This is a genomic window from Pseudomonas sp. P9_35 (assembly GCF_034008205.1).
In the GTDB taxonomy this organism is placed as follows: Bacteria; Pseudomonadota; Gammaproteobacteria; order Pseudomonadales; family Pseudomonadaceae; genus Aquipseudomonas; species Aquipseudomonas kilonensis.
This window is the reverse complement of sequence record NZ_CP125373.1, coordinates 4,878,961-4,903,800: the sequence shown is the minus strand read 5'-3', so window position 1 is coordinate 4,903,800 and position 24,840 is coordinate 4,878,961. Positions and strand designations below refer to the sequence as shown.

Below are 24,840 nucleotides of genomic sequence, written 5' to 3'. Positions count from 1 at the left end.
CGAAAAACGTTCACTCCAATAAGCGTCCACGCCACTCAGGAACATGGAAGATGAGTCACCCTTCGCAGTTCACCTTGCTTCGCACGCGGCGATTCCTGCCGTTCTTCATCACGCAGTCCTTGGGCGCGTTCAACGACAATATTTTCAAGCAGTCGCTGATCCTCGCCATCCTCTACAAATTGACCATCGAGGGGGACCGCTCGATCTGGGTCAACCTCTGCGCGCTGCTGTTTATCCTGCCGTTCTTTCTGTTCTCCGCTCTGGCAGGGCAGTTCGGGGAAAAATTCGCCAAGGACGCGTTGATTCGTCTGATCAAGCTCGGCGAAATCGCCATCATGGCGGTCGGCGCAGCAGGGTTTCTGTTCGATCACTTGTCGCTGATGCTGGTGGCGCTGTTCGCCATGGGCACGCATTCGGCGTTGTTCGGCCCGGTGAAGTACTCGATCCTGCCCCAGGCCTTGCGTGAGGAAGAGTTGGTCGGCGGCAACGGCCTGGTGGAGATGGGCACGTTCCTGGCGATCCTGGCCGGCACCATCGGCGCCGGGATCATGATGTCCTCGGCGCAATACGCACCCGTGGTGTCCACCGCGATCATCGGCGTTGCCGTGCTCGGTTACCTGGCCAGCCGCAGCATTCCGCGCGCGGCCGCGGCCTCGCCGCAAATGCGCCTGAACTGGAACATCTTCAGCCAATCCTGGGCCACCCTGAAACTGGGGTTGGGGCAAACCCCGGCGGTGTCTCGTTCGATTGTCGGCAACTCCTGGTTCTGGTTCGTCGGTGCGATCTACCTGACGCAGATCCCCGCCTATGCCAAGGAGTGGATGCACGGTGACGAAACCGTGGTGACCTTGATCCTGACGGTGTTCTCGGTGGGGATCGCCTTGGGTTCGATGCTCTGCGAAAAGCTTTCCGGGCGCAAAGTCGAGATCGGCCTGGTGCCGTTCGGCTCGTTCGGGCTGACGGTGTTCGGTCTGCTGTTGTGGTGGCATTCCGGTGGAATCCCCGACAGCGTCGAGGGCCATGGTTGGCTTGAAGTGCTCGGTTTCGGTCACGCCTGGCTGGTGTTGATCGACATCCTGGGCCTGGGTGTCTTTGGCGGTTTCTACATCGTGCCGCTGTACGCGCTGATCCAGTCGCGCACGGTGGAGAACGAGCGGGCGCGGGTGATTGCTGCCAACAATATTCTCAACGCGTTGTTCATGGTGGTCTCGGCCATCGTCTCCATCGTGCTGCTGAGCCTGGCCAAGCTGTCGATCCCGCAGTTGTTCCTGGTGGTGTCGTTGCTCAACATCGGCGTCAACGCCTACATCTTCAAGATCGTTCCCGAGTTCAGCATGCGTTTCATGATCTGGCTGCTGAGCCATTCCATGTACCGCGTGGAGCACCGCAACCTGGAGGCGATCCCGGATGAAGGCGCTGCGCTGTTGGTCTGCAACCACGTCTCCTTCGTCGATGCCTTGCTGATTGGCGGCGCGGTGCGTCGGCCGATTCGCTTCGTGATGTACTACAAGATCTACAACCTGCCGGTGTTGAATTTCATCTTCCGTACCGCCGGGACGATCCCGATTGCCGGGCGCCAGGAAGACATTCACATCTACGAAAAAGCCTTCAAGCGAATCGCCCAATACCTGAAGGACGGCGAGCTGGTCTGCATCTTCCCTGAAGGAAAACTGACTGGCGACGGTGAGATCAATGAGTTCAAGAGCGGACTGACACGCATCCTCCAGGAAACCCCGGTACCGGTGATTCCCCTGGCGTTGCAGGGTTTGTGGGGCAGCTTCTTCAGTCGCGACCCGGCCAAAGGGCTGTTTCGTCGGTTCTGGTCGCGGGTGACGCTGGTGGCGGGTTCGGCGGTCGCGGTGGAAGTGGCTGAGCCGGCGAAGTTGCAGGCGTTGGTGGGGGAGTTGCGTGGGACTGTCCGCTAGAACGAAAAACTGTGGGAGAAGGCCTGTGGGAGCAAAGCTTGCTCGCGATGGCGGCCCTGAGATCGCTATCGCGGGCAAGCCTTGCTCCCACAGGTTTTGTTCCTACAAGTTCCACTGTTCCTGGAAGGTCTTGCTCCTACAGGGAGGGCTCAGGTGCTGACCTTGAGCCCGATCAACCCTGCAACGATCAACGCCACGCTGGCCAGGCGCACCAGTGCCATCGACTCACCAAACAAAATGATCCCGGCGATCACCGTGCCCACGGCACCGACCCCGGTCCAGATCGCGTAGGCCGTACCCAGCGGCAGTTCTTTCATTGCAAGGCCGAGCAGGCCGAGGCTGATCGCCATGGCGGCGATTGTCAGTGCAGTGGGGAGAGGGCGGCTGAAGCCGTCGGTGTATTTCAGGCCGACAGCCCAGCCGACTTCGAACAGGCCGGCAAAAAACAGAATGATCCAGGACATCACACACCTCATCGATGGATGGGGTCGTCCCCGGATAATGATCGCTCTAGCGTTGCGGGGTCGTCCCCGCATTGGGCGCAAGAGTGCCCAATGCTGACGACTCGGTCAAGATTGTCCTTCAGTCCGCCGCTTGACGGGCCTGTAGTTCACGGTCCTGTTTTTCGCTCATGCGCCGGAAGTACGTCGAGAGCAGGGCACCGGAAATGTTGTGCCAGACGCTGAACAGTGCGCTGGGTACCGCCGCCAGTGGCGAAAAGTGTGCACTCGCCAACGCAGCACCCAGGCCGGAGTTCTGCATGCCGACTTCCAGCGCCAGGGATTTACGCTGGGCCAGCGGCAGCTTGAACAGATGCCCGGTGAAGTAACCCAGCAAAAAGCCGAAGCTGTTGTGCAGCATCACCACGGCCATGATCAACAGCCCCGACTCGGCAATTTTTGCCTGGCTGGCGGCAACGACGGCGGTGACGATGATGACGATGCTCACCACCGACACCAACGGCAACACCTCCACCGCATGACGCACCTTGTCCCCCAGCAGCCGCTGCGCCACCACGCCCAGCACGATTGGCAGCAGCACTACTTGCAGGATCGACCAGAACAGCTCCATGAACGATACCGGCAGCCAGGCCGAGGCCAGCAGCCAGATCAGCGCCGGGGTCAGCAGCGGCGCGAGCAGGGTCGTGACGGCGGCGATGGCTACCGACAGGGCCAGGTCGCCACGGGCCAGCCAGGTCATGACATTCGACGAGGTACCGCTTGGGCAGCAGCCCACCAGAATCACGCCGACGGCGATTTCCGGTGGCAGGTGGAACACCTGGCAGAGCAACCAGGCCACACCGGGCATGATCACGAAATGCGCGACCACGCCGAGGGCCACGCGCCAGGGATGGCGTGCGACTTCGGCGAAGTCTTCGAGCTTGAGGGTCAGGCCCATGCCGAACATCACCAGGCCCAGCAGCGGCACAATGGCGCTTTTTAGACCGATGAACCAGGCCGGCTGCAGAAACGCCACCACCGCGAAAATCAGAACCCAGTAAGCGAAGGTATTGCCGACAAAGCGGCTCAATGCAGCCAGTGCGCGCATGACCTGATCCTTATTAATAAGAACACCGAATACTAATGTGGGAGCGAGCTTGCTCGCGATGGCGGTGTGTCAGTCAACATCTCGGTGGCTGTCATACCGCTATCGCGAGCAAGCTCGCTCCCACAGGGGAGGGGTGGGGTTTAGATCCCCTGCGGAATCTCTTCCCCACCCAAGGCTTCAACCAGCGCCGGCAGGAACTCGCCGAACGTCAACATCATCAGTGTGAAGCTGGCGTCCAGTTGGCCGAGGGCTTCGTCGCCACCGTCCTGCTCTGCCTGGTCCTGCAGCAGGTCTTCGAACTTCAGGCGCTTGACCACCATCTTGTCGTCGAGCACGAAGGACAGCTTGTCCTGCCAGGCCAGGGACAGTTGCGTGACGACCTTGCCGGTGTTCAGGTGCAGCTGGATTTCGTCGCTGGTCAGGTCCTGGCGCTTGCAGCGCACGATGCCGCCGTCTTCGTGGGTGTCGCGCAGTTCGCATTCATCCAGCACGAAGAAATCGTCCGCGGCTTTCTGGGTCTTGACCCAGTCGGTCATGGTGGCGGTCGGGGCCATTTTTACTGTCAGTGGACGTACCGGCAGCGAGCCGATGACTTCGCGCAGGGTAGACAGCAGGTCTTCGGCGCGTTTCGGGCTGGCCGAGTTCACCAGGATCAGGCCCTGTTTCGGCGCGATGGCGGCGAAAGTGGACGAACGACGGATGAACGCACGGGGCAGGAACGCCTGGATGATTTCATCCTTGAGCTGGTCCCGTTCCTTTTTATAGACCTTGCGCATTTGCTCGGCTTCGATCTCTTCGACCTTTTCCTTCAGGGCATCGCGTACGACGCTGCCCGGCAAGATGCGTTCTTCCTTGCGCGCGGCGATCAGCAGGAAATCCTGGCTGACGTGCACCAGTGGTGCGTCTTCGCCTTTGCCAAACGGCGCGACGAAACCGTAAGTGGTCAACTCCTGGCTTGCACATGGACGCGCCAGTTTGCTGGCCAGTGCAGTTTCCAACGCCTCGGCATCAAAAGGCAGATCTTGGGTCAGGCGATAGATAAGCAGGTTTTTGAACCACATGGGGTGAGTCTCTCCTTTATACAAAGGGGGGCATTATTCTCTTCGCAGCGCCATAGGCCAACCCTTCGCTAAGCCTTTGGAAGGCCTGAAAAAATTAATTTAAAAAGTGCTTGCCAGCTCAAAGAGTGCTCCGTAGAATGCGCGCCACACCGAAAGCGAAGGGTGATTAGCTCAGCTGGGAGAGCGTCTGCCTTACAAGCAGAATGTCGGCGGTTCGATCCCGTCATCACCCACCATTCGTTCAAAGTGTTACGCGCAGCGGTAGTTCAGTCGGTTAGAATACCGGCCTGTCACGCCGGGGGTCGCGGGTTCGAGTCCCGTCCGCTGCGCCATATTCGGTAACCTGGAACACTGAACGCCAGGTCACCACGGAAAGCCCGCTAACGCGGGCTTTTTGCTGTTTGCAGTTCCTGTGGTGTGCGTTGCTCATATTTTTTTTGCTGAATTTGCTAATTAAATCAGCACGTTACAAAAAACTGTGAGAGAATGCGCCCCGCATCGAAAGTGAAGGGTGATTAGCTCAGCTGGGAGAGCGTCTGCCTTACAAGCAGAATGTCGGCGGTTCGATCCCGTCATCACCCACCAAACTTTCAGTGTTACGCGCAGCGGTAGTTCAGTCGGTTAGAATACCGGCCTGTCACGCCGGGGGTCGCGGGTTCGAGTCCCGTCCGCTGCGCCATATTCGGTTATCTGGAATGCTGAACGCCAGGTGGCTACTAGAAACGACGCTTTTCCTTTACGAGGGGAGAGCGTCGTTTTTTTTGCTCTTTGTTTTTTGGAGTGGTGTGCATATCCGTTGCTGCGGTAACGGCTGCTTAGGGTTCCGCTCTTACAGCGGGTCACTTTCGAAAAGCCCGGAAGCCGGCCCAGTCGAAAGTAACCAAAGCGCTCATGCCCCACCACTCGGCACCTCGCTTAGGCTCGGTGTGCCCTCACTCCGGCATTGCTCCGTGGGCCCTTCGCGGCGGCCCACGGAGCAATGCCTTCGTTCGGGCATGCCGAGCCTAGGCGAGGCACCGAGTGGTGGGGCAAGAGCGTTTTGCTTACTTTTGCGCTTTTCAAAAGTGAGCCGCTGTAAGAGCGGAATCGTCAGCAGCCGTTACCAAAAAAACGGATATACACCCCAATCCAACCTCTACAGCTCAGCATTCCGCCGATGACGATAATCGCTGACCGCCTCATACACCGCCTTGCGCAAGCGATTGATCCCACCAATAGGCCGATGCGCCTCAATCCCAAACCAAGGATTGAACGACTGATTATCACAAGCCAGATTCAACTTGGGCGTATCAAAATCCTGAGCCGGCACCTTGATCCGCGCCACGGTCTCGAACGGCGCATCACTTTCCTGCCACTCAATACTGGTGTCTTCGATCGGCATGTACTTGCCCGGATCCTGACGCTGGATCTGCAACACAAAACACGCCGGCACCCGGTCGGTGGATAACTGCTGGTTCAATGCGCTACGCAAGAAGTTCGGCAGGTCCTGATTCTGCGGAGGCAAGGTGTAGCTTGGGCAACTGTCCGGGTCCGGTGCGACGCGAAACTTGGCGTTGGCCTCGCCGAACTTATAGGGCGATACCGAGAAGTAAGTGGTCTGGGTCGGACTGGCCGGTGGCGGTGAGAGGGTCGCCAGGGCGATGAATAAATGCCGAATCTGCCAACTGCGCGGGTCGAGGCTCGGAAAAAAGGCCATCGCCTTCTTCCCGTCAGCCTGAGCGGCCACATTCTGACGGTACTCGGCGACATCACTGACAAAGAAGTTCGGATGGTTGAACATCACGAAATCCTGCTCACCTTGTGATTGCCGGTCAGCGAGCAGTTGCTTGCCCGGTACGTTCATCAGCTTGATCGCCATCCCCCGTGCATCGCGCAGGCTGTCGAACTGCGGATAGGCGTTGCCGTTGGACAGGCGAATCGTCGCCTGCCAGACCTTCCCCGGCTCGGCGAATACCCCTTGGCGCAACGGTGCCGGCAGGTCGCTCGGCACCTGGACTTCGGCCATGACACAGCCGTGGGCCTTGGCGTGGGCGTCGCGCAGGTAGCGTGTGCTTTCGCGGTGCTGATCGACGATGCGAATAGCGGTCTGGATGATGTCCTGGGTCATGGCCGCTTCGCCGGGCGCAACCTGTTCCTTGTCCGGGACCGGTCCCTTGTGTTGCCAGGCAAACCAGGCCGTGGACAGTGCCCAGCCGAGCAACCCGATGCCCAGCAGCCACAGGAGCGTCTTGCCCAAAAAGGCACCGAGGCGCAGCCAGAGCGTGATCAACATTGAAACTTCCTTTTACCTGTGGGGTTCATCATTACAGTTGCGTCTCTAATGGCCCGCCCAGCACCTTTAAATACTCGAGCAAGGCCCAGCGTTCCTGCGGTTGCAGCAGACGCCCGATGACGCCGTTGCCGCGCTCGCCCGCGCGGAATTCATGGCCGCTGTTGTGGTTGCCAGTGATCCGGGTATCGAAGAGAAATGCGTTGGTGAAGGCTTCGGTGCGATAGCCCAGGTGGCGCGGGTCGTATTCGAAGTTGCCTTTATAGAACGCGGTCGCGCGCTCGTCCTGGGGGGACAGCAGTTGATAGATCGTCGGCACCGAGCCGTTGTGCAGGAACGGTGGCGTGGCCCAGACGCCCGCCAGCGGCCGGGCCTTGTAGGCGCGCAATTCACGTACGCCGATGGGCAAGCCGAAACCGTCCAGCGCCGGGCGCTCGGCGGGGGTGACGCCGGCGTCGCGGTAAGCGCGGTTTTCGACGAATGCCGTAACGTAGGCCAGGCCCTTGGCGACCGTGAGTTGGCTCAGGTCCAGCGGTTCTGTCGGGGTCGGGTGCAGTTGCACGTCCAGCTTCGCCAGCTCGGCCGGATCCCACTGCAGGCTGGTCAGGTCGAAGCGGTGGTCAGCGATGTTATTGGCAGTGCCCGGGTCGGTGCCGATCACCTGCACGGGCAGCATGTGCAATTGCTGGACCGGCCTGTCGGGCCCTTGGACCACCTTGGGTACATGGCAGCCGGCGCAGTTTTCGGTAAACAGGGCTCGGCCCTTGGCGGCCAGAGGTTTGTCGATGGGGCCCAGTAGCGCTTCCGGCCATACAGGCGGCTTGAGCAGTTGCAGGGTTTCTTCGATCTTGTTCAAGTCGCGCACACGCACGCTGGAGGGGTATCGCGCATCGCCCTGCAGCGGTTTGCCTTGGGCGTCGAAGAAATTCAGCGTGGCGCCGACCCCCAACGCCTCACCGACGTTGCGGGCCATCGGTTGCTGGGCCGATCCGTTCCACTGCACCCAGTCGAACGTCCATATGTCCCACAACTGCGGGTAATCCACGGGGGCGTTGGCCACCCGGTAGTTTTGCGGCGAAATGGCGTCGCCGAAGCTGGCGTTGGCGATGCGACCGAAGGCGTCGGTACGGCCAGGCCCTTCTTCGGTGGGGTAGAGGCCACGATGGGTGTCGTTCCAGGCCACCCGCAGGAACGTATCCAGGGAGACTTTGAAGGCCTTGCGCAATTCCTCGTGGCGGGCGTCGTAGTCCTTGCCCAGCACTTGGCGGGCGAAGCGCTCGAATTTCCAAGGGTTGTAGTAGGTAGACGCCAGACTGGCGACCAATGCTTGTCCGAAACTGCCACCACGTAATGTAGGAACACTGGAGGGCAGCACGTGCTGAGCCGAGCCGCCGTCGATCCGTATCGCCTGGCCCTTGAAGCGCAATTCGCCGGTATGGCACGCCGCGCAGGTGATATCCAGGAACTGCTCGGTGCTGCCCGGGTTCTGGTGCCGCGCAAATCCTACCGGCAAGTTGCCGGGATTGGCCGACGAGGCTTTCTGCGCCGGATCGACCAGGAACCCAAAGCGCGCCAGGTACTCAGGCGATGCGAAGCGTTGTTGCGAAAACGGTAATTCGAGGGCGGTGAACCAGTCGTAGCGCAGGCCTTTGACCTGGGTGCCCTGGGGCGTGAAGTAATACGTCTGGCGCTCGGCGGCACTCCATTGGTCCAGGTAATTCACCTGTTCGACGGGCGTGTAGAACGGCAAGCGAGGATTGGCGACGTAATAAAGCACCACGGCCACGACAATGATCAGCAGCGCGAGGAGCAGCAAGAGGATGCGAGAGAGAAGGCGCACGGGTAACGTCCTTGTTTTTTTGATAAGCCCTTATGCCTCAGTGCCGCCCGGCGGGCAAGTGGCCATTACCCCTGGCCTGTGTAGGGCGGCAATTTGTCCCTGTACGTAACAGATGACAGATGCTTCATTCTTCCAGGATTAAAAAGCGTTTGCGGACCTGAACTTATCATTACTTTGTGGCTCACATGCCGGTAGCCATTGGTCGTGGCCGCCTGATAAGCTCGCGGCTTTATTCGATTGCCCTTTAGGCGCATGAACAAGGAAATAGCATGAAACAGCATCGGTTGGCGGCGGCGGTGGCCCTGGTTGGCCTGGTACTCGCGGGTTGCGACTCGCAGACCAGCGTAGAGCTGAAGACCCCGGCGCAGAAAGCTTCCTACGGTATTGGCCTGAACATGGGCAAGAGCCTGGCTCAGGAAGGCATGGATGACCTGGACTCCAAAGCGGTCGCCCAGGGCATCGAAGATGCCGTCGGCAAGAAAGAACAGAAGCTGAAAGACGAAGAACTGGTCGAAGCCTTTGCCGCACTGCAAAAGCGTGCCGAAGAGCGCATGGCCAAGATGAGCGAAGAGTCGGCAGCCGCCGGCAAGAAATTCCTCGAAGAAAACGGCAAGAAAGCCGGTGTTACCACCACCGCTTCCGGCCTGCAGTACGAAGTGGTCAAGAAAGCCGACGGTCCACAGCCTAAGCCGACCGACGTAGTGACTGTCCACTACACCGGCAAGCTGACCAACGGCACTGTGTTCGACAGCTCCGTTGAACGTGGCAGCCCGATCGACCTGCCGGTCAGCGGCGTGATCCCGGGTTGGGTCGAAGGCCTGCAACTGATGCACGTCGGCGAGAAGTACAAGCTGTACATCCCGAGCGACCTGGCCTATGGCGCCCAGAGCCCGAGCCCGGCCATCCCGGCCAACTCGGTCCTGGTGTTCGACCTGGAACTGCTGGCGATCAAGGATCCGGCAAAAGAAGACGCAGCCAAGTAATCGCGTCTGCTATAACGACAACGCCTCGCTTATGCGGGGCGTTGTCACATCTGGGCTTCGGCAAAATGGCAAAAAAACCGAACGCACGATGCAGGGTATAGTCATAGGCAATACAGGCGCTGTGCTAGACGCAGTCAGCCGGTCAAGTCAATGAAATATTGGGTTTTTTTATGTGAGTAAAAAACGCCCGATCTAAGCCGGGCCCTTATGAAACGGGGGCTTCAGCGGTGAAATGCAGCTCTGTTCACAAGGTTATCCACAATTTGTGTGGATAACATTTCAGTGGGAGAAAAAATGAAGGCCCCGTGGAATTTTGCGCGATTTCTGCCCTTGGCAGGCCGCCTGCTGGCCCGCGGTCGATTGCCTACGTTGTTGTTCGCCGTCGCCAGCAAAGGCGCCCGAGAGGGCGGACGACTGGGCAAGCTCAAGGAAGACCTGCGTCTGTTGCAGGCCTTGTGCCTGGCCTACTGGCGGGGCGAATACCGCGCTGTCAGCGCCAAGTCGATGCTGTCGGTGGTGGCAGGGCTCATGTATTTCCTCAGCCCCCTGGATGCAATTCCAGATATCTTGCCGATGTTTGGCATGTTCGACGATATCGCGGTGCTGGCCTGGGTCATGAAAACCCTCGACGTTGAACTCGAGGCTTTCCGCGCCTGGCGTTATCGGCAATCGCCCGAGAAGCTTGCCCGGGTCGAAAGGCTTCCCGATACCCCGGAACAACTTCAACTCCAAGGTCAGAAAGAAACCTGATTCGGTAGCACTTGCCCCAGAGAATTCATCGCCCCGCGACCTTAGCCGGTATTAGGATTACACTTCTAAGAAAAAAGGCTGGCTCGCTAAGTGTTGTTGTCCTACGGGGTAGACATGGATATTCAAGTAATCACACGTGACGGAGAGCCCGAATACGCGGTTTTGCCGTGGGATCAGTACCAGTCGTTGTTGAAGGCAGCAGGCATCGATCAAGCTCCGCCGCGCGAAGCGACAGTCCGTCACGCGGCGGCACCGGGCCAGGTTCTCCCTGGCCTGGATCAATTACGCAGTTTACGCGAAGGGAAGGGCATCGCCATCGAGGCGCTGGCCCGCACGGTAGGTATCAGCCCGTCTTATCTGGCCTTGATCGAGAGCGGCGAGCGTCAGCCCGATGCCGCGATTCGGCGCAGTCTGGCCTGGGAGTTGACGGTGCCGGGTTGGAGGGAAGAATCGTGAGCGTACGCATCAGTCGGCAGCATTGGGATGGGTTGTTGGGTGAGTTGGACCAGGCGCGCCGCCAGCGCCATTTGTTGACCTACCGCGCGTTGCTGGAGCGTCTGCAGCTGCCCAGCCCGGCCATGCAGACCTTGACCGCGGCCCTGGAACACCTGGCGGCGCTGGACGCCCGGGCGGAACAGCCGCTGCGCAGTTCATTGGTGATCAGCCAGGGCGCCAGTCGGTTGCCGCGCACGGGGTTCTTCGAGTGTGTAGAACGCTTGGGTCGTTTTTCCGGGCCTTCCGATGGCGTGGCCGCTGCTTCCTGGCACGCTTCGGAAGTGGTCCGGGTATTTGAATACGAATACCCCGAGTCGGCGGAGGCCTGAGTGCTCTGGCGACTCAAGGCGCGGGCCGGTTACTGGCTGGCGCGTCGGTTGTTTCATTGGTCCTGGTTCGTTCGTCAGCCGCGTGGCTGGGCCTGGCTCGAGGGTCAGTTCTCGCGCATGGCGAACTTGGGCGACGTCGGTGCGCAAAGCTTCTATGGGCATATCCTCACGTTTCGCGGCCAAGGGCTGGGCGCCCGGGAAGAAGGAATTCGCCTGCTGCAGCTGGCGGCATTGGCCGGTGATGGCAAGGCCGCCTACCAGGTTGGCGTGATCAGCCTGGCCGGCACAGCCAGCAAGGCGCCGGACCCGGTTGAAGCGGCGCGTTGGTGGACCTTGGCGGCGAAAGCCGGGCATCCGCTGGCCGAAATCAAGCTCAAATCACTTGAGGCTCACGATATCTAGGGCTATCCACAGGCGATTCGTTGTGCAGGTCAGACGAATTTAGCGAATCGCCCTACGCGCTCTGTCTCCTTCCCCTGACTTAATTCCCCTGTCATCCCCGGCAAAGTCTCGCGCTCCCTGAGTGCTGCGAGACGTCTGCCCATGTTCGACCGTTTTTTCCTGCCGGCCCTTGAGCGAGCCCTGTCCTGATGGATCAGGTGAGCCGAATCGAGCAGGAACTCGACAGCTTCAAAGGCACCTTGTCGGTCTACCGCGAGCAGCTCGAGCGCTGGTACAGCCGAGCGGCGGACCGTGCCAGTCATGCCGCTGACTTGCCGTCACTGATGGGCATGGAGCGGCTGATCCGCTTTGGCGACAGCACCACCGCTGTCAGCACCGGTGACGATGACTTCCTCTCCACGGTCGTCCAGTGCCCCAAGGGCGGGCCGATGACGATCGAAAGCAAGTTCGAGTCGGTGTACGACATCCCGCTGGGCGACATCGTGGTGGATGTGGTGGATGTGGCCAGCGGCGAGGTCACTCCAGTCACCCTGGATGCCCAAGGCCTGGGGACCTTCACGGGGGAGGCGGGCAAGTCCTATCGGGTTCACGTTCAGGGCGAGGTGTCCGCCAAGCAAATCGCGAATCTGTTTTCTTCCTACGATGGTCTGACCACCGATCTGACGGACTGGCTGCGCGGCGAGTGGCAGGGTTTCAAGCCGCGATGGGCACAACAATCGCTGTCGACTTCGGCGGCGGCGGTGGGCAACGGGTTACTCGCCGGCAGTTGGGCGGCGATTGAAAGTGTATGGGACAGCATCAGTTTGCTCTCGGACATCCTCAAGGACCCCGGTCAGTTTGTTGAGCGGTTGGGCGAAAGCGCTGATCAGTTGAAAAAACTGGCTCAGGACACGCCGCAAGTGATGGCCAAGCTGCAACTGCTGGCCAGCGACGAAGCGGCACTGTGCCTGTTGGTGCGCACTGCCAGCCTCTGGCTGGAGATGTTGCCGCCTAGTGAAGTCGCTGGCGAAACGGCCAAAGGGCTCTCGACCGTGGCGGTGCAACTGGTAATCGACTTGCTGATCGGTGTGGTCTTGACCTTTGCCGGGGCAGGGGCCGGGATTGCCTACCTGTCGATGCGGTTGGCCAGGCACGGTGCAACCCTGCTGAACGCCATGCAGCGTTTTATCCGTGCGATCTTCGCGGTGGTCAACGGCTTCATGACCTACGTGGATCGCTACAAAACCGTGGCGGCACGCGGTATCGCGGCTGGCGTGAAAAAGGGCCGGATGCAACTGCGCTGGGATGCGCAGCGCAACACCACGCTGAAAAAACACGAACCCCACGACGACGCCCCCGCCCAGTCGAAAAACCCCAATGGCGACCCCGCCGACACCGCGTCCCAGACCCAGACCAGCGGCTGTCCGGTGTCGATGGTCACCGGCGAAGAACTGCTGACCCTCGACGATGGCACCCTCGATGGTCGCTTGCCGTTCGTCTTCACCCGTTTGTACCGCACCAGCGCCGCTGACCTGGACGTCGGCCTCGGGCGTGGCTGGAGCCATGCCCTGGCCCATCGCTTGGAACTTGAGGGCGAGCAGGTCACCTGGGTCGACCAGGAAAACCGCCGCACGATCTTTCCACTGCCTAACGCCCAGCGTCCGGCGATCCACAACAGCCTGGCTCGCGCGGCGATCTACCTGGGGGCCGAGGCAGACGAACTGATCGTCGCCCAGCCCGGCGAAAACGCAGCATTCCTGCACTTTCGCGACGGCCACCTGAGCGCCCTCAGCGACCGCTACGACAACCGCCTGACCCTCCAGCGCAACATCCATGGCGACATCTGCCGTTTGGACGACGGCGCCGGGCGCGCCCTGCGCCTGCGTTACGAGCAGCGCCACCTGATCGCCGTCGATTACCAGAGCTTCCATCCCGCTATTACCCTCGACGAAGCCTGGCGGACCGAACAGACGCTGGTTTCCTACCGCTACGACGGACGTTTCCGACTGATCGAAGCGACCAATGCCGCCGGTGAAAGCGAACGCTACGACTACGACGACCAGCACGTCATCCTCCAGCGACAACTGGCCGGTGGCGCGAGTTTTTATTGGGAATGGCAAGGCGTCGGACCGGCGTCCCGCTGCGTACGGCATTGGGCCTCGTTTGCGCAGATGGACAGTCGCTACACCTGGGGCGAAGACGGCAGCGTCACGGTCCGGCACCTGGATGGTAGCCAGGAGGTGTATGTCCACGACGAGCGGGCGCGGCTGGTGCGCAAGGTCGAGCCCGACGGCGGCGAGCACCTCAAGGCCTATGACGAACAGGGTCGGTTGATCGCCGAACAGGACCCGCTGGGCGCCGTGACCGAATACCGTTACGACGACGTCGGACGGCTGGTGGCGCTGCTTCCCCGGACGAGGCGCCGACGTCCTACGAATACCGCAACGGTTTCCTGCACACTCGTTCGCGCGGCAAGGCCGTGTGGACCTACCGGCGCAATGCCCGCGGCGAGGTGATCGTCCTCATCGATCCGGACGGCCGGCGCACGGAATATGCCTACGACGCCCATGGGCAACTGCTGGCGACGTATGCCCCGGACGGCGGCGAACATCGCTTCACCTGGAGTCGCCTGGGTCAACTGACCGAAGAGATCCTGCCCGACGGCAGTCGCCGGTGTTTTTCCTACGACGCCCTGGGGCGTTTACTCAGCCGTCAGGACGAACACGGCGCGCTCACGCACTACCAATGGGACGCCGTCGGCCGCCTGCTGCAGGTGACCTTGCCCAACGGTGCCACCCGGACCTGGCGCTACAACGCCTACGGCAAGGTCACCGCCGAATGCGATGAACAAGGGCGGGTCACCCGCTACGAATACGCCGACGACTTGCACCTGGTCAGCCGTCGCCTGAACCCCGACGGCAGCGAGCTGAAGTACCGCTACGACTCGGCGCGGCTGTTGCTGACCGAAATCGAAAACGAATCCGGCGAAAAATATCAGCTGGACTACACGCCCAACGGCTTGATCCGACAGCAAGTCGGCTTCGACGGCCAACGCACCGCCTACGCCTACGACCTCAACGGCCACCTGCTGGAGAAAACCGAGCACGGCGAGGACGGTTCGCAACGGCTCACCCAGTACCAGCGCGACGCGGCTGGGCGGCTGCGGGTCAAGACCTTGCCCGACGGCCAGGCCATCGAATACCGCTACGACGAGCTGGGCCGGCTGGTCCACGTCAACGACGGCAGCGATCATCCGCTGGCCTTCGAGTACGACGCCCAGGACCGGTTGGTCTGCGAGCACCAGGGCTGGGGCACCCTGCGTTATCGCTACGACGCCTGCGGGCGCCTCAACCACCTGCGCCTGCCGGACGACAGCCAGCTCGACTACCACCATGCCCCAGGTGGCGCACTGACCGCCATCGACCTCAACGGCACGCGCCTGACCGAACACCGCTTTGTCGGCGGACGCGAACGGCAACGCCAGCAGGGCCGGCTGCTCAGTGACTACGATTACGACGAACAGGGCCGCCTCAAGGCCCAGACCGTGTGGCAGAGCCAACAGCAGCAACTGTTCTGGCGCGATTATGCCTACAGCGCCAAGGGCAACCTGCAAACCCTTTCCGACAACCGAAGCCGCCGCAGCTACCAGTACGACCCGCTGGATCGCCTGACCCGCATCGACTTTTCCCACAGCGAACCGCCGGAACACTTCTGCCACGATCCGGCCGGCAACCTGATGATGCAGGACCGCCCCGGCCCGACCACCCTCAAGGGCAACCGCCTGCTGAAGGAGGGCGACCGCCACTACGACTACGACGCCTTCGGCAACCTGATCCGCGAACGCCGCGACCAGGCCCTGGTCAGCGCCTACCGCTACGACAGCCAGCACCGCCTGATTGGCGTCACCACGGCCAACGGCCGCGAAACGTCCTACCGCTACGACGCCTTTGGCCGACGCATCAGCAAGACCGTGGACGGCCTGACCACGGAATTTTTCTGGCAGGGCGACCAGGTCGTCGCCGAAAACAGCCCGCGCCACCACCGCAGCTACGTCTACGAACCCGGCACCTTCCGCCCGCTGGCGATGCTTGATGGCGAAGGCCCGGAAAAAGCCACGCCGTTCTACTACCACCTCGACCACCTGGGCACGCCCCAGGAACTGACCAGCTACAGCGGCCAGATCGTCTGGTCGGCGCGCTACAACGGCTACGGCAAACTCACTGAACTGCAGCACGGCGGCGGCGAACAGCTTGAGCAACCCTTGCGCTTCCAGGGCCAATACTTCGACCCCGAAAGCGGCCTGCACTACAACCGGCACCGCTACTACAATCCCGAGACCGGCCGTTACCTGACGCCCGACCCGAGCAAGTTGGTGGGTGGGCTCAATGGGTATCGGTACACCCTGAACCCGACGGGGTGGGTGGATCCGTTGGGGTTGGTGGATTGCCCGGGGAAGGGTGGGTGTAGGCCGGCGGTTGGGGAGCAGGATCCGGCGGCTAAGGTTGGGGTGGATGAGGGGGAACCGCGGCTGCCGATGACGGCGGAGCAGCGGCGGGCGCGGATTGATGAGTTGGCGGAGGCGAATGCCTACCGGCGCTTGGATGAGATGGAGCGATCTATCGACAAAGCGCATTTCTTACAAAAACACGGTGCTCAAACTACGACGGATGCTCAGCTGGAACGCGTTACGACAGGGCGAAATCCTGGAACAGGCGAAATAGAAATTTATACCCAAGGCAATAAAATAGGTCAGGCGAAGATTCCCTCTGCAGCGACACGCTTCATAAGCCATAGAGATCAATTGAACGCTATATATAGGGCGAAACTAGTTTTTAGGCAAAGCGGCCTTCAACAATCTCGCGAGCCGATTGAATTTGGAAAAACGATAGGGGAAGGTTACAAGAAAGAAGGATTGCAGTATGGGCAACAAACGAAAGCAGTAGTGATACTGAATAATGCAGGTTTTCCAATAACTAGCTACACGGAATTTGAATGATGACGAAGTCGTCTGATATGGTTGTGCTAAGAAGTCTCCTTTTTGTATTTGATATTGAAAATACAATAGATGAGGCTAGAGAGGCGTATATCGTTTCGAAGGATGTTAACTCAGACTCTGAGTTGGCGGAATTATTTGATCACTTGCTTAAGCCGGATTTTTTGGCATTTCAAAGTCATGAGCGTGAATGGTTTATCGAAAAAATTTCGTTTTATTTGGAGGGGGGATCCGATTTTGATGAGATCTTTTCTAAGATAACGACCTATTTTGATGATGATGTTAAGGATTCGCGTCAATTTATGAAGATTTTATTGGGTTGTCTGCGTCGATATCATTTAGATTCAGTTCAATGACATGATTTAGGGAGGCAGTTGTTTGAAGAAAACAAAAAGATATGGTTCGTACATGTCTGATGAAAGCTCATCGGAAGCTCGCACCGAAAACGTGAAATTCTCAAGGCAAAGGCAGTGGAGAGCCAACTGTAGCACCAAATTCAATAGTTTTCGAATACAGCATCAAGCCATAAATGAAGCACTGACCCGCGAAGCCAGAGGTCTTCCACGTTTTACCGGCGAAGACAAAAGAGGGAATCCAGTCGTGCGCATGTATATGCCCAAGGTTGGGCAGGGATACATACCCAACGTAAATGACAGAGAGAATCCAATATTTCAAAGCGAAATTAATGTATTCGAAGTCAGATTCGATTACGAAACGCTACGTCCGGTCACCGCTTATCCCGTAGGAGGTTTTGATGTTGATGCATCCGTTTCTTGATCGTCCCTATGATCCTCAGGTCGGACATTTTCTCGGCGGCTTCGAGATATATGACTGTGAAGAGACTCTGGGGGAGGAACTGTCGCAGTTCGATCTCAATAATGCTGACGATCGGAAAGAGTTGATTTATAAGTACGTGATCCATCGTTTTAGAAATCTAAGCTATCGTCACAAATTTTTATTTTTTTGTGTGCTCGCAATTGCACTCGACGATCCGGAGTATGACTTCGGTGAGGTGTTCGAACACGAAGTGGTTTCACATTCAGCCCTTCCGCCGGGATGGGATGAAATGGAGGATTTCAGAGTTTTCTTTGAGGATATCTATAAGTATCTAGCAGAAGAGTGGAGCGAGGAGCTTGATAAAGCCAGCCAGGAAGATCCTGCAACCTGGTAGTTCAGATAAGGCAAATGTTTAATCACCCCACCACCGCACCGTTTTTCGTGCCGAGGGAGCCTTCTCCTACTGGGCCTGTAGGAGCTGCCGAGCGAAGCGAGGCTGCGATCTTTTCCCTGACAGTTGAATCTCAAGCGAAAGAGCAAGATCAAAAGATCGCAGGCTTCGCCAGCTCCTACAAAGCCCAGCGGGAGCAAGCTCCCTCGCCACGGGGCCGCGCCAGATGCTTCACACCGTCAAACCCAACCCCACCACAGACTCCCGCTCCGCCAAACCCTCCACCAAATACACACTCCCTCCCAAAATCTCCTTGGCATGATGCTTGGCCTGCGAAGCCAGTTCCGCCAACTGGCTGGCATCCAATTCCTCACAGGCCTCGGCGCGCAGGTGCACTACCCCAATCGACAGCGACAACAACGCGAACTCCTGTCGAACGCCCTGTCGGTTCAACGCTGTAAAGCATCCCGCCTCCAGGTGCTCGGGGCGGTAGAAGCGGCGGCAGTGGGTCTGGAAGTCGCTGAGGAGCTGGTCCAGGCGTCTGCGCCAGTCTTCCGGGCCGAGGACCAGCAGGAAGTCGTCGCCGCCGATGTGGCCGACGAAGTCGCGGCTGGGGTCGATGCGTTCGTTCAGGCATTGGGCCAGGCACAGCAGGACTTCGTCGCCGCGACCGTAGCCGTAGATGTCGTTGAAGGGTTTGAAACTGTCGATGTCCACGTAGCAGATCACCGATTCCTGCCGTTGTTGCAGCAGGCGCGTGAGGCATTGCTGGATCGGGACGTTGCCCGGCAGCAGGGTCAGGGGGTTGGCGTAGCGGGCCTGTTGGATTTTCAGTTCGGTGATGAGCTTGAGCACATCGATCACCCGGCCCAGGCCCAGGTAACCGCCGTTGAGGGTGATGATGAAGTCTTCTTCGATGCGTTGTCGGGCGCGGCTGGTGATCAGGCGGCTGACTTGTTGCAGCGACTGGTTCAACTCCACGGCGAGAAAGTCGTCGCTCATCAAGCGGCTGATGGGTTTGCGGGCGAACAGGTCGGTGGCGAAGGGCTTGAGCAAGGCATCCGAGAGCGAATGGCGATGAACGATGCCGCAGGGCTGCCCTTGATCATCCAGCACCGCCAGGGAGTTGAGGTTGGCCTGGCGCCGAAATGCTTCCAGCACGGTGGCTGTCGGTGTGTTGTGGGCCACTGCCGGTTGTTCGTTGAGCAGCGCACTGAGGTCGTTGACCTCATCGTTCAACGTCGCCACGCCGCTGTCCTGCTTGGGCATCAGCGCCCTGGCATCGCGTGACGGTTGTTCCTGAGGCCGGGCCAGCAGATAGCCCTGGACCAGGTCGACGCCCATTTCGATCAGCACCGCCAGTTCTTCCGGCAGTTCGATTCCCTCGGCAATCACCTGGGCGCGGGAGGCCCGGGCGATTTTCAGGATCGAGCCCACGAACTCGCGCTTGAGGGCGTCCTGGTGGATGCCGTCGATGAAATGCCGGTCGATCTTCACATAGTCGGGCCGCAATTCAGACCACAGCCGCAGGCTCGAATAACCGGCGCCCAAGTCGTCCAGGGCAATCGAGAAACCCATCGCGCGATAATGATGCAGCGCGGTTTGCAGGAGCTGGAAGTCATCGATAGGGGTTTGTTCGGTCAGTTCGATCACGACCTGGCTGGGGGCAATGCCGAGGTCCTGCAGCAGTTGCAGTGTGCGCCCGGTCTGGTGCGCGGACTCCAGCAGCGACTCGGGCGAGACGTTGAGAAACAGCTTGCCCGGGAGTTTTTGCTCGTTGAAGCGCTGGCAGGCGCTGCGGCGGCAGGCCAACTCTAGTTCGCTGAGGCGGCCGGCCTGGCGGGCCACGGAAAGCAGCGCGATGGGGGAGTGCAACGGGCTGTTGGAGGGGCCGCGGGTCAAGGCTTCATAACCCACGATGCGCCGTTCGGAAAGGCAGATGATCGGTTGGAACAGGCTGTGCAAACCGCTTTGAGCCAGGATCGAACTCAAGGCACTCAGCTGTTCTGTCGTGGTCATGGCAATCTCTGGCGATAAAAAAAGGACCGGGTGCGCGGCACCCAGTCCTGTATTTCACGACAGACTGATGTCAGTTTGATGACACTCCGACGAGCATCACCATTAAATGGCCATCATCTTAGTGCTTGGCGATCGCCGTGTTGAGTTTCAGGTAATCCAGCAGGATCCGCCCGGTCTCGCTCAGGTAGGCATCGTCTTCCGGCTTGGTTTTCTCTGGCTCGGTGATCAGGTCTTCGTCCTCTTTCTTCAGCTCTTTGAGCGGTTCTTCGCCCTTGGCCTTGCGACGCAGGTTTTCCATGACCAGTTGCTTGGCCTCGATGTCGGCATGCTGCGCGCGACGGTCGGCTTCGTTGAGGGTAACGGTTTTCTCCAGCATCAACTTCTGCGCCAGGGCCAGCTTGTCGCGGATGAAGACAAACTCTGCATCCTGGGCCGTGCGGGTGTCATGCTCGGACTTGAGCTGGGCCAGGAACGGCTTGAACGGATCCACGGCCGGTTTGATCGCAGGCCGGATGGTATCCCACGGCATGGCTTCGGGCAGGGCGCTTTCACCGATTTCCTTGGTGTCGATGATCGACGGGTAATCGATGTCAGGCAGCACGCCCTGGTGCTGGGTGCTCTGGCCGGAAACCCGGTAGAACTTCGCCAGGGTCAGCTTCAGTTCGCCATGGTTGAGCGGCTGGATGGTCTGCACGGTGCCTTTGCCGAAGGTCTGGCCGCCGATGATCAGCGCACGGTGATAGTCCTGCATGGCGCCGGCGAAAATCTCCGAGGCAGAAGCGGACAGGCGATTGACCAGCAAGGCCATTGGCCCCTTGTAGAACGCACCGGGGTTTTCGTCTTCCAGCACATCCACTCGACCATCGGCGTTACGCACGAGCACGGTCGGGCCTTTGTCGATGAACAGGCTGGTCAGCTCGGTGGCTTCCTGCAGGGAGCCGCCGCCGTTGTTGCGCAAGTCGATGACCACGCCGTCGACTTTTTCCTTCTGCAGCTCGGTCAGCAGTTTCTTGACGTCGCGCGTGGTGCTCTTGTAGTCCGGATCCCCGGCGCGGAAGGCCTTGAAGTCCAGGTAGAAGGCCGGGATCTCAATGATGCCGAGCTTGTAGTCCTTGCCATCCTGCTTGAGGTTGAGGACTGATTTCTTCGCTGCCTGTTCTTCCAGCTTCACCGCTTCACGGGTGATGGACACGATCTTGCTGGTCTGGTCGTTCGGCGCATTGCTGGCCGGGATGACTTCCAGGCGCACGACCGAGCCTTTCGGACCACGGATCAGCTTGACCACTTCGTCCAGGCGCCAGCCGACCACGTCGACCATTTCCTTGTTGCCTTGGGCGACGCCGATGATCTTGTCCGCCGGGCTGACCTGTTTGGTCTTGTCCGCAGGGCCCGCCGGGACCAGGCGCACGATTTTCACCTGGTCGTTGTCGCTCTGCAGCACCGCACCGATGCCTTCCAGGGACAGGCTCATGTTGATGTCGAAGTTTTCCGCGTTATCCGGCGACAGATAATTGGTGTGCGGGTCGTAGGACATGGCGAAGGTGTTGATGTACGCCTGGAAAATGTCCTCGGCGCGGGTCTGGTCCAGGCGAACCAATTGGTTCTTGTAGCGCTTGGTCAGGGTTTCCTGGATCTGCTTGGAATCCTTGCCGGCGATCTTCATGCGCAGCACTTCGTCCTTGACGCGCTTGCGCCACAGGTCGTCGAGTTCGGCTGTGCTTTTGAGCCAAGGGGCATCCTTGCGATCGACCAGCAAGGTTTCCTTGGTATTGAAATCGATTTTGTCGACGCCTTTGTTCAGCTCGGCAATGGCGTAGTCCAGACGCGCCTTCACGCGGTCCAGGTAGCGCTTGTAGATAGTGAACCCGGCGTTCAGGTCGCCGCTCTTGAGGAAGTCGTCGAACTGGGTTTTCCACTTGTCGAATTCAGCGATGTCGCTGGCCAGGAAATAACTGCGCGACGGATCGAGCAGCTTCAGGTAGCTGTCGTAGATGATGACCGAGCGCGCATCATCGAGCGGCGGCTTGCTGTAGTGATGGCGCTTGAGCAACTCGACCACGTTAAGGCTGGCAATCACCTCGTCACGATCGGGCTGAAGCTTGTCCCAGCTGTTGGCTGCGAACGTATCGTTCGACAACGGTAACAGGCCGAGGCCAATGACTAGCGCGAGGGCGGTACTGGGGAACAGATGCTTCATGCTGATTCGACGCAGGGACAATTGATAACGCATATTAGGCCGTCTTTGAAGTCGCCGGTTCCATGTGGCCCGGGCGCATAATGCAAGAAAGCCCGGCGTTGAAGCAGCGGGCCCAGTCGAGACTCACTATGGAGGCACCGTGAAAGCATTGCAAGGCGTTGAAGGCCAAGTGGTATGGGCAGATGAGCCGAGCCCGGCGTGTGATGTCGGGCAAGTTCGTATTCGTGTGGCAGCCGCCGGCCTGAATCGGGCCGATTTGCTGCAAAAAGCCGGACTTTACCCGCCGCCACCCGGCGCCAGCCAGGTGTTGGGGCTGGAGTGCGCCGGGGTGATCAGCGAGGTCGGGCCGGGCTCGTCCTGGCAGGTGGGCGACCGCGTTTGCGCGTTGCTGGCCGGCGGTGGGATGGCCGAGGAGGTGGTGGTCGATGGCCGGCATGTATTGCCGGTGCCGGAGGGCCTGTCATTGACTGAAGCGGCCGCGCTGCCGGAGGTCTACGGCACTGCGTGGCTGAACCTGTTCCAGCTGGCGGCGCTCAAGCCGGGTGAAAAAGTACTGTTGCACGCCGGGGCCAGTGGCGTCGGTTCGGCCGCGATCCAGCTGTGCAAGGCGTTCGGCAACCCATGTTGGGTCAGTGTCGGTTCGACCGAGCGGCTGGCCTATTGCGAGGCCCTGGGCGCCCAGGGTGGCGTGGTGCGCACCGACGGCCTGGAGAGTTTGAACGATCTCGGTCCGTTCGACGTGATCCTCGATCCGGTGGGCGGTAGCTACGCCAAACTCAACGTGAAACTTTTGTCAGTTGACGGCCGCTGGGTATTGATCGGTCTGATGGGCGGGCGCTCGACCGAACTCGATCTGGCGCAGGTGCTGGGCAAACGCATCCAATTGCTCGGTTCGACCTTGCGCAGCCGTGACGAGCAGTTCAAGGCCGACCTGATCAGCGAGCTGGGCCAACAGGTGTGGCCGCTGTTTGCCGACAAGCGCCTGAGCCCGCAACTGGCCAAGACCTTCGCCATCAAGGACGCCGAAGCGGCGTTTGCGGAGCTGGCGACCAACCAGGTGTCCGGGAAGCTGGTGTTGGTGATCGATGAGAGCCTGAGCTGATTTCGGCCCTGTGGGAGCGAGCTTGCTCGCGATGGCGGTGTGTCAGCTAAATCAATGCCGGCTGATCCAAAGCCATCGCGAGCAAGCTCGCTCCCACAGATGTCTTTATTTGCAGGAACATTTGCAGGCCCGCGCCGACATGACTGGCAACCTCATCCCTATCGACGGTGGCTTGCACCTTCGGTCGGCAGCCCGTATCCGATGCGCGGGCCCTGCTAGCGTTAACTAATGGGGGATGGGGTAACCGCAGCTTTCATTTCACCCGCCAGGTGAAGAGGTTGATCATGGCCATCGCCGAATGGCGCATGCAGGGCGTCGAATTCATTGCCTGCAACTGCAATTGGGGCTGCCCCTGTCAATTCAATGCACCCCCGACTCAGGGTCACTGCCAGGCGGTGGCGTCGATGCGAGTGGAACACGGGTATTTCAATCAGGTAGCGCTGGACGGTTTGTGCTGGGCCGCCACCTTCGCTTGGCCGGGTGCCATCCATGAGGGCAACGGCAGTTGCCAGGTGTTCATCGATGAACGCGCCGACGAGGCACAACGCCAGGCCCTGCTGACCATTCTTTCTGGCTTGGAGAGCGACCCCGGGGCCAACGTGTTTCAGGTGTTCAGTAGCACCATGAGTGAAGCATTCGAACCGCTGTTCGTGCCCATCACCCTCTCCATCGATGTCGATCAGCGCTTGGCGCACCTGGACATTCCAGGCGTGCTGCAGGCCAGCGGCGAGCCGATCCGCAGCCCGGTCGACGGCTCACCTCATCGAGTCCGCCTGTCCTTGCCCAACGGCTTCGAGTTCCTTGAGGCCGAAGTGGCCAGCGGCAGCTACCAGACGCATTCAGCCCTCAAACTGCAATCCCAGGGCAGTCATAGCCACCTCGCCCACGTGCACTTCACCGGCCATGGCATAGAGCCGTAATGGCAGAACCTCAGGCGGTGACGCCGAGCAAGCGACTGACAGGCGAGCAGTGGCTGCTCCTGCTCTGCCTGCTCGCGCTGACCGCCCTGGCCTGGCTGCTGCTGTTGCGCATGGCTCGCGACATGAGTGCGCCGGGCGGCATGGCTGATACGGCAATGGGCGGCATGCTCATGTCCTGGAGCCTGGCCGATGCGCTGCTGATGTTCGCGATGTGGGTGGTGATGATGGTCGGCATGATGCTGCCCAGCACCTTGCCCATGCTGTTGATCTACCAGCAGATGCTGCGCAAGCGCATGCCGGCACCGCGGCGACACCTGGCCCTGCTGCTGTTCTGCGGCGCCTATGTCCTGGTCTGGGCCGGTTTTGCCCTGGGCGCCACGGCGCTGCAATGGGCGCTCGAGCAGCTCGCCCTGCTCAGTCCGGGGATGCGCAGCACCAGTACCGCGCTGGGCGCCGGCCTGCTGTTGGTCGCAGGCGTCTATCAATGGCTGCCAAGCAAGGCGGTCTGCCTTGAGCATTGTCGCGGACCGCTGCATTTTCTGCTCAGCTACTGGCGCCCCGACGTGCTCGGCGGCTGGCGCATGGGCCTGGCCCATGGCGCTTACTGCCTGGGCTGCTGCTGGGCCCTGATGGGCCTGCTGTTCGTGGTCGGCGTGATGAACCTGCTCTGGGTGGCAGTGATCGGTGCCTTCATCTTGCTGGAGAAAAACCTGCCGCAGGGACTCTGGCTCAGTCGTCTCTGCGGTGTGTTGTTGCTCGGCTGGAGCCTGTGGCTGCTGTTGGGCTGAACCTGAACCTGAACCTGTGGGAGCGAGCTTGCTCGCGATGGCGGTGTATCAGATAAATCAATGCCGGCTGAT

At 60.0% G+C, this 24,840-nt stretch carries 19 protein-coding genes, 4 tRNA genes and 1 pseudogene; 17 read left to right on the top strand and 7 right to left on the bottom strand.

The window, feature by feature from the left end:
* The first annotated feature begins 50 nt into the window (after nt 1-50).
* On the top strand, nt 51-1,925 hold the full coding sequence (locus tag QMK47_RS21655; RefSeq protein WP_214509598.1) for an MFS transporter: 1,875 nt from the start codon (nt 51-53) through the stop codon (nt 1,923-1,925).
* A gap of 149 nt (nt 1,926-2,074) precedes the next feature.
* Here QMK47_RS21655 and sugE read toward each other — a convergent pair whose 3' ends face one another.
* The 3 genes from sugE to rdgC form a co-directional block, all read right to left on the bottom strand.
* Nucleotides 2,075-2,389: a quaternary ammonium compound efflux SMR transporter SugE gene (sugE, locus tag QMK47_RS21650; protein WP_014339708.1), complete on the bottom strand. Its 315-nt coding sequence runs from the start codon at nt 2,387-2,389 to the stop codon at nt 2,075-2,077.
* A gap of 118 nt (nt 2,390-2,507) precedes the next feature.
* A complete protein-coding gene (locus tag QMK47_RS21645; protein WP_214509599.1) occupies nt 2,508-3,473 on the bottom strand; it encodes a bile acid:sodium symporter family protein in 966 nt (321 codons plus the stop codon).
* Between the two features lie 140 nt (nt 3,474-3,613).
* On the bottom strand, nt 3,614-4,534 hold the full coding sequence (gene rdgC / locus QMK47_RS21640; protein WP_014339706.1) for a recombination-associated protein RdgC: 921 nt from the start codon (nt 4,532-4,534) through the stop codon (nt 3,614-3,616).
* 160 nt (nt 4,535-4,694) lie between these two features.
* Between rdgC and QMK47_RS21635 the strand changes: the two genes are divergently transcribed.
* From QMK47_RS21635 to QMK47_RS21620, 4 genes are all read left to right on the top strand, one after another.
* A tRNA-Val gene (locus tag QMK47_RS21635) sits at nt 4,695-4,770 on the top strand.
* 19 nt (nt 4,771-4,789) lie between these two features.
* Nucleotides 4,790-4,866: transfer RNA gene (locus QMK47_RS21630), tRNA-Asp, on the top strand.
* Between the two features lie 177 nt (nt 4,867-5,043).
* Nucleotides 5,044-5,119: transfer RNA gene (locus tag QMK47_RS21625), tRNA-Val, on the top strand.
* A gap of 17 nt (nt 5,120-5,136) precedes the next feature.
* A tRNA-Asp gene (locus tag QMK47_RS21620) sits at nt 5,137-5,213 on the top strand.
* Nucleotides 5,214-5,669: 456 nt separating this feature from the next.
* On the opposite strand, the gene QMK47_RS21615 is transcribed toward QMK47_RS21620, so the two are convergent.
* Both QMK47_RS21615 and QMK47_RS21610 read right to left on the bottom strand, forming a co-directional pair.
* Nucleotides 5,670-6,806: a catalase family protein gene (locus QMK47_RS21615; RefSeq protein ID WP_253477139.1), complete on the bottom strand. Its 1,137-nt coding sequence runs from the start codon at nt 6,804-6,806 to the stop codon at nt 5,670-5,672.
* Between the two features lie 31 nt (nt 6,807-6,837).
* Nucleotides 6,838-8,643, bottom strand: coding sequence for a di-heme-cytochrome C peroxidase (locus tag QMK47_RS21610; protein ID WP_320389309.1), 1,806 nt, complete (start codon nt 8,641-8,643; stop codon nt 6,838-6,840).
* Between the two features lie 269 nt (nt 8,644-8,912).
* Between QMK47_RS21610 and QMK47_RS21605 the strand changes: the two genes are divergently transcribed.
* The 9 genes and pseudogenes from QMK47_RS21605 to QMK47_RS21565 all read left to right on the top strand — a co-directional run bounded on the left by QMK47_RS21605 (nt 8,913) and on the right by QMK47_RS21565 (nt 17,745).
* Nucleotides 8,913-9,626 carry an FKBP-type peptidyl-prolyl cis-trans isomerase gene (locus QMK47_RS21605; protein WP_003204577.1) on the top strand — a complete coding sequence of 238 codons (714 nt, stop codon included), beginning with the start codon at nt 8,913-8,915 and terminating at the stop codon, nt 9,624-9,626.
* Between the two features lie 294 nt (nt 9,627-9,920).
* Nucleotides 9,921-10,376 (top strand): YkvA family protein, encoded by a 456-nt coding sequence (locus tag QMK47_RS21600; protein ID WP_253477134.1) that lies wholly within the window; start codon nt 9,921-9,923, stop codon nt 10,374-10,376.
* Between the two features lie 114 nt (nt 10,377-10,490).
* Nucleotides 10,491-10,832 carry a helix-turn-helix domain-containing protein gene (locus tag QMK47_RS21595; protein ID WP_214509604.1) on the top strand — a complete coding sequence of 114 codons (342 nt, stop codon included), beginning with the start codon at nt 10,491-10,493 and terminating at the stop codon, nt 10,830-10,832.
* Nucleotides 10,829-11,200 (top strand): hypothetical protein, encoded by a 372-nt coding sequence (locus QMK47_RS21590; RefSeq protein ID WP_003179080.1) that lies wholly within the window; start codon nt 10,829-10,831, stop codon nt 11,198-11,200. Before QMK47_RS21595 ends, QMK47_RS21590 begins: the two co-directional genes overlap by 4 nt.
* Nucleotides 11,201-11,602, top strand: coding sequence for a sel1 repeat family protein (locus QMK47_RS21585; protein WP_320389308.1), 402 nt, complete (start codon nt 11,201-11,203; stop codon nt 11,600-11,602).
* A gap of 188 nt (nt 11,603-11,790) precedes the next feature.
* A pseudogene (locus tag QMK47_RS21580) lies at nt 11,791-16,577 on the top strand (RHS repeat-associated core domain-containing protein).
* On the top strand, nt 16,577-16,930 hold the full coding sequence (locus QMK47_RS21575) for a hypothetical protein (protein WP_413817782.1): 354 nt from the start codon (nt 16,577-16,579) through the stop codon (nt 16,928-16,930). Before QMK47_RS21580 ends, QMK47_RS21575 begins: the two are co-directional and overlap by 1 nt.
* A 52-nt stretch (nt 16,931-16,982) precedes the next feature.
* Nucleotides 16,983-17,351 carry a hypothetical protein gene (locus QMK47_RS21570; RefSeq protein ID WP_320389305.1) on the top strand — a complete coding sequence of 123 codons (369 nt, stop codon included), beginning with the start codon at nt 16,983-16,985 and terminating at the stop codon, nt 17,349-17,351.
* Entirely contained in the window at nt 17,329-17,745 is a 417-nt protein-coding gene (locus QMK47_RS21565; protein ID WP_320389304.1) for a hypothetical protein, read from the top strand. The genes QMK47_RS21570 and QMK47_RS21565 overlap by 23 nt, the downstream gene beginning before the upstream one ends.
* A gap of 228 nt (nt 17,746-17,973) precedes the next feature.
* On the opposite strand, the gene QMK47_RS21560 is transcribed toward QMK47_RS21565, so the two are convergent.
* Both QMK47_RS21560 and QMK47_RS21555 read right to left on the bottom strand, forming a co-directional pair.
* Entirely contained in the window at nt 17,974-19,761 is a 1,788-nt protein-coding gene (locus QMK47_RS21560) for a bifunctional diguanylate cyclase/phosphodiesterase (protein ID WP_320389303.1), read from the bottom strand.
* A gap of 118 nt (nt 19,762-19,879) precedes the next feature.
* Entirely contained in the window at nt 19,880-21,958 is a 2,079-nt protein-coding gene (locus QMK47_RS21555) for a carboxy terminal-processing peptidase (RefSeq protein ID WP_214509814.1), read from the bottom strand.
* 139 nt (nt 21,959-22,097) lie between these two features.
* Between QMK47_RS21555 and QMK47_RS21550 the strand changes: the two genes are divergently transcribed.
* The 3 genes from QMK47_RS21550 to QMK47_RS21540 all read left to right on the top strand — a co-directional run bounded on the left by QMK47_RS21550 (nt 22,098) and on the right by QMK47_RS21540 (nt 24,768).
* Nucleotides 22,098-23,060, top strand: a complete 963-nt coding sequence (locus QMK47_RS21550) for a zinc-binding dehydrogenase (protein WP_063324792.1) — start codon at nt 22,098-22,100, stop codon at nt 23,058-23,060.
* 284 nt (nt 23,061-23,344) lie between these two features.
* Entirely contained in the window at nt 23,345-23,980 is a 636-nt protein-coding gene (locus tag QMK47_RS21545; RefSeq protein ID WP_214509609.1) for a DUF1326 domain-containing protein, read from the top strand.
* Entirely contained in the window at nt 23,980-24,768 is a 789-nt protein-coding gene (locus QMK47_RS21540; protein ID WP_320389302.1) for a DUF2182 domain-containing protein, read from the top strand. The genes QMK47_RS21545 and QMK47_RS21540 overlap by 1 nt, the downstream gene beginning before the upstream one ends.
* Nucleotides 24,769-24,840 lie beyond the last annotated feature (72 nt).

Bases quoted from the DNA above. Each gene is read 5' to 3' on its own strand.
- QMK47_RS21655 (WP_214509598.1), top strand. From the start codon at position 51: ATGAGTCACCCTTCGCAGTTCACCTTGCTTCGCACGCGGCGATTCCTG.
- sugE (WP_014339708.1), bottom strand. From the start codon at position 2,389: ATGTCCTGGATCATTCTGTTTTTTGCCGGCCTGTTCGAAGTCGGCTGG.
- QMK47_RS21645 (WP_214509599.1), bottom strand. From the start codon at position 3,473: ATGCGCGCACTGGCTGCATTGAGCCGCTTTGTCGGCAATACCTTCGCT.
- rdgC (WP_014339706.1), bottom strand. From the start codon at position 4,534: ATGTGGTTCAAAAACCTGCTTATCTATCGCCTGACCCAAGATCTGCCT.
- QMK47_RS21615 (WP_253477139.1), bottom strand. From the start codon at position 6,806: ATGTTGATCACGCTCTGGCTGCGCCTCGGTGCCTTTTTGGGCAAGACG.
- QMK47_RS21605 (WP_003204577.1), top strand. From the start codon at position 8,913: ATGAAACAGCATCGGTTGGCGGCGGCGGTGGCCCTGGTTGGCCTGGTA.
- QMK47_RS21600 (WP_253477134.1), top strand. From the start codon at position 9,921: ATGAAGGCCCCGTGGAATTTTGCGCGATTTCTGCCCTTGGCAGGCCGC.
- QMK47_RS21595 (WP_214509604.1), top strand. From the start codon at position 10,491: ATGGATATTCAAGTAATCACACGTGACGGAGAGCCCGAATACGCGGTT.
- QMK47_RS21575 (WP_413817782.1), top strand. From the start codon at position 16,577: ATGACGAAGTCGTCTGATATGGTTGTGCTAAGAAGTCTCCTTTTTGTA.
- QMK47_RS21570 (WP_320389305.1), top strand. From the start codon at position 16,983: ATGTCTGATGAAAGCTCATCGGAAGCTCGCACCGAAAACGTGAAATTC.
- QMK47_RS21565 (WP_320389304.1), top strand. From the start codon at position 17,329: ATGTTGATGCATCCGTTTCTTGATCGTCCCTATGATCCTCAGGTCGGA.
- QMK47_RS21560 (WP_320389303.1), bottom strand. From the start codon at position 19,761: ATGACCACGACAGAACAGCTGAGTGCCTTGAGTTCGATCCTGGCTCAA.
- QMK47_RS21555 (WP_214509814.1), bottom strand. From the start codon at position 21,958: ATGAAGCATCTGTTCCCCAGTACCGCCCTCGCGCTAGTCATTGGCCTC.
- QMK47_RS21545 (WP_214509609.1), top strand. From the start codon at position 23,345: ATGGCCATCGCCGAATGGCGCATGCAGGGCGTCGAATTCATTGCCTGC.
- QMK47_RS21540 (WP_320389302.1), top strand. From the start codon at position 23,980: ATGGCAGAACCTCAGGCGGTGACGCCGAGCAAGCGACTGACAGGCGAG.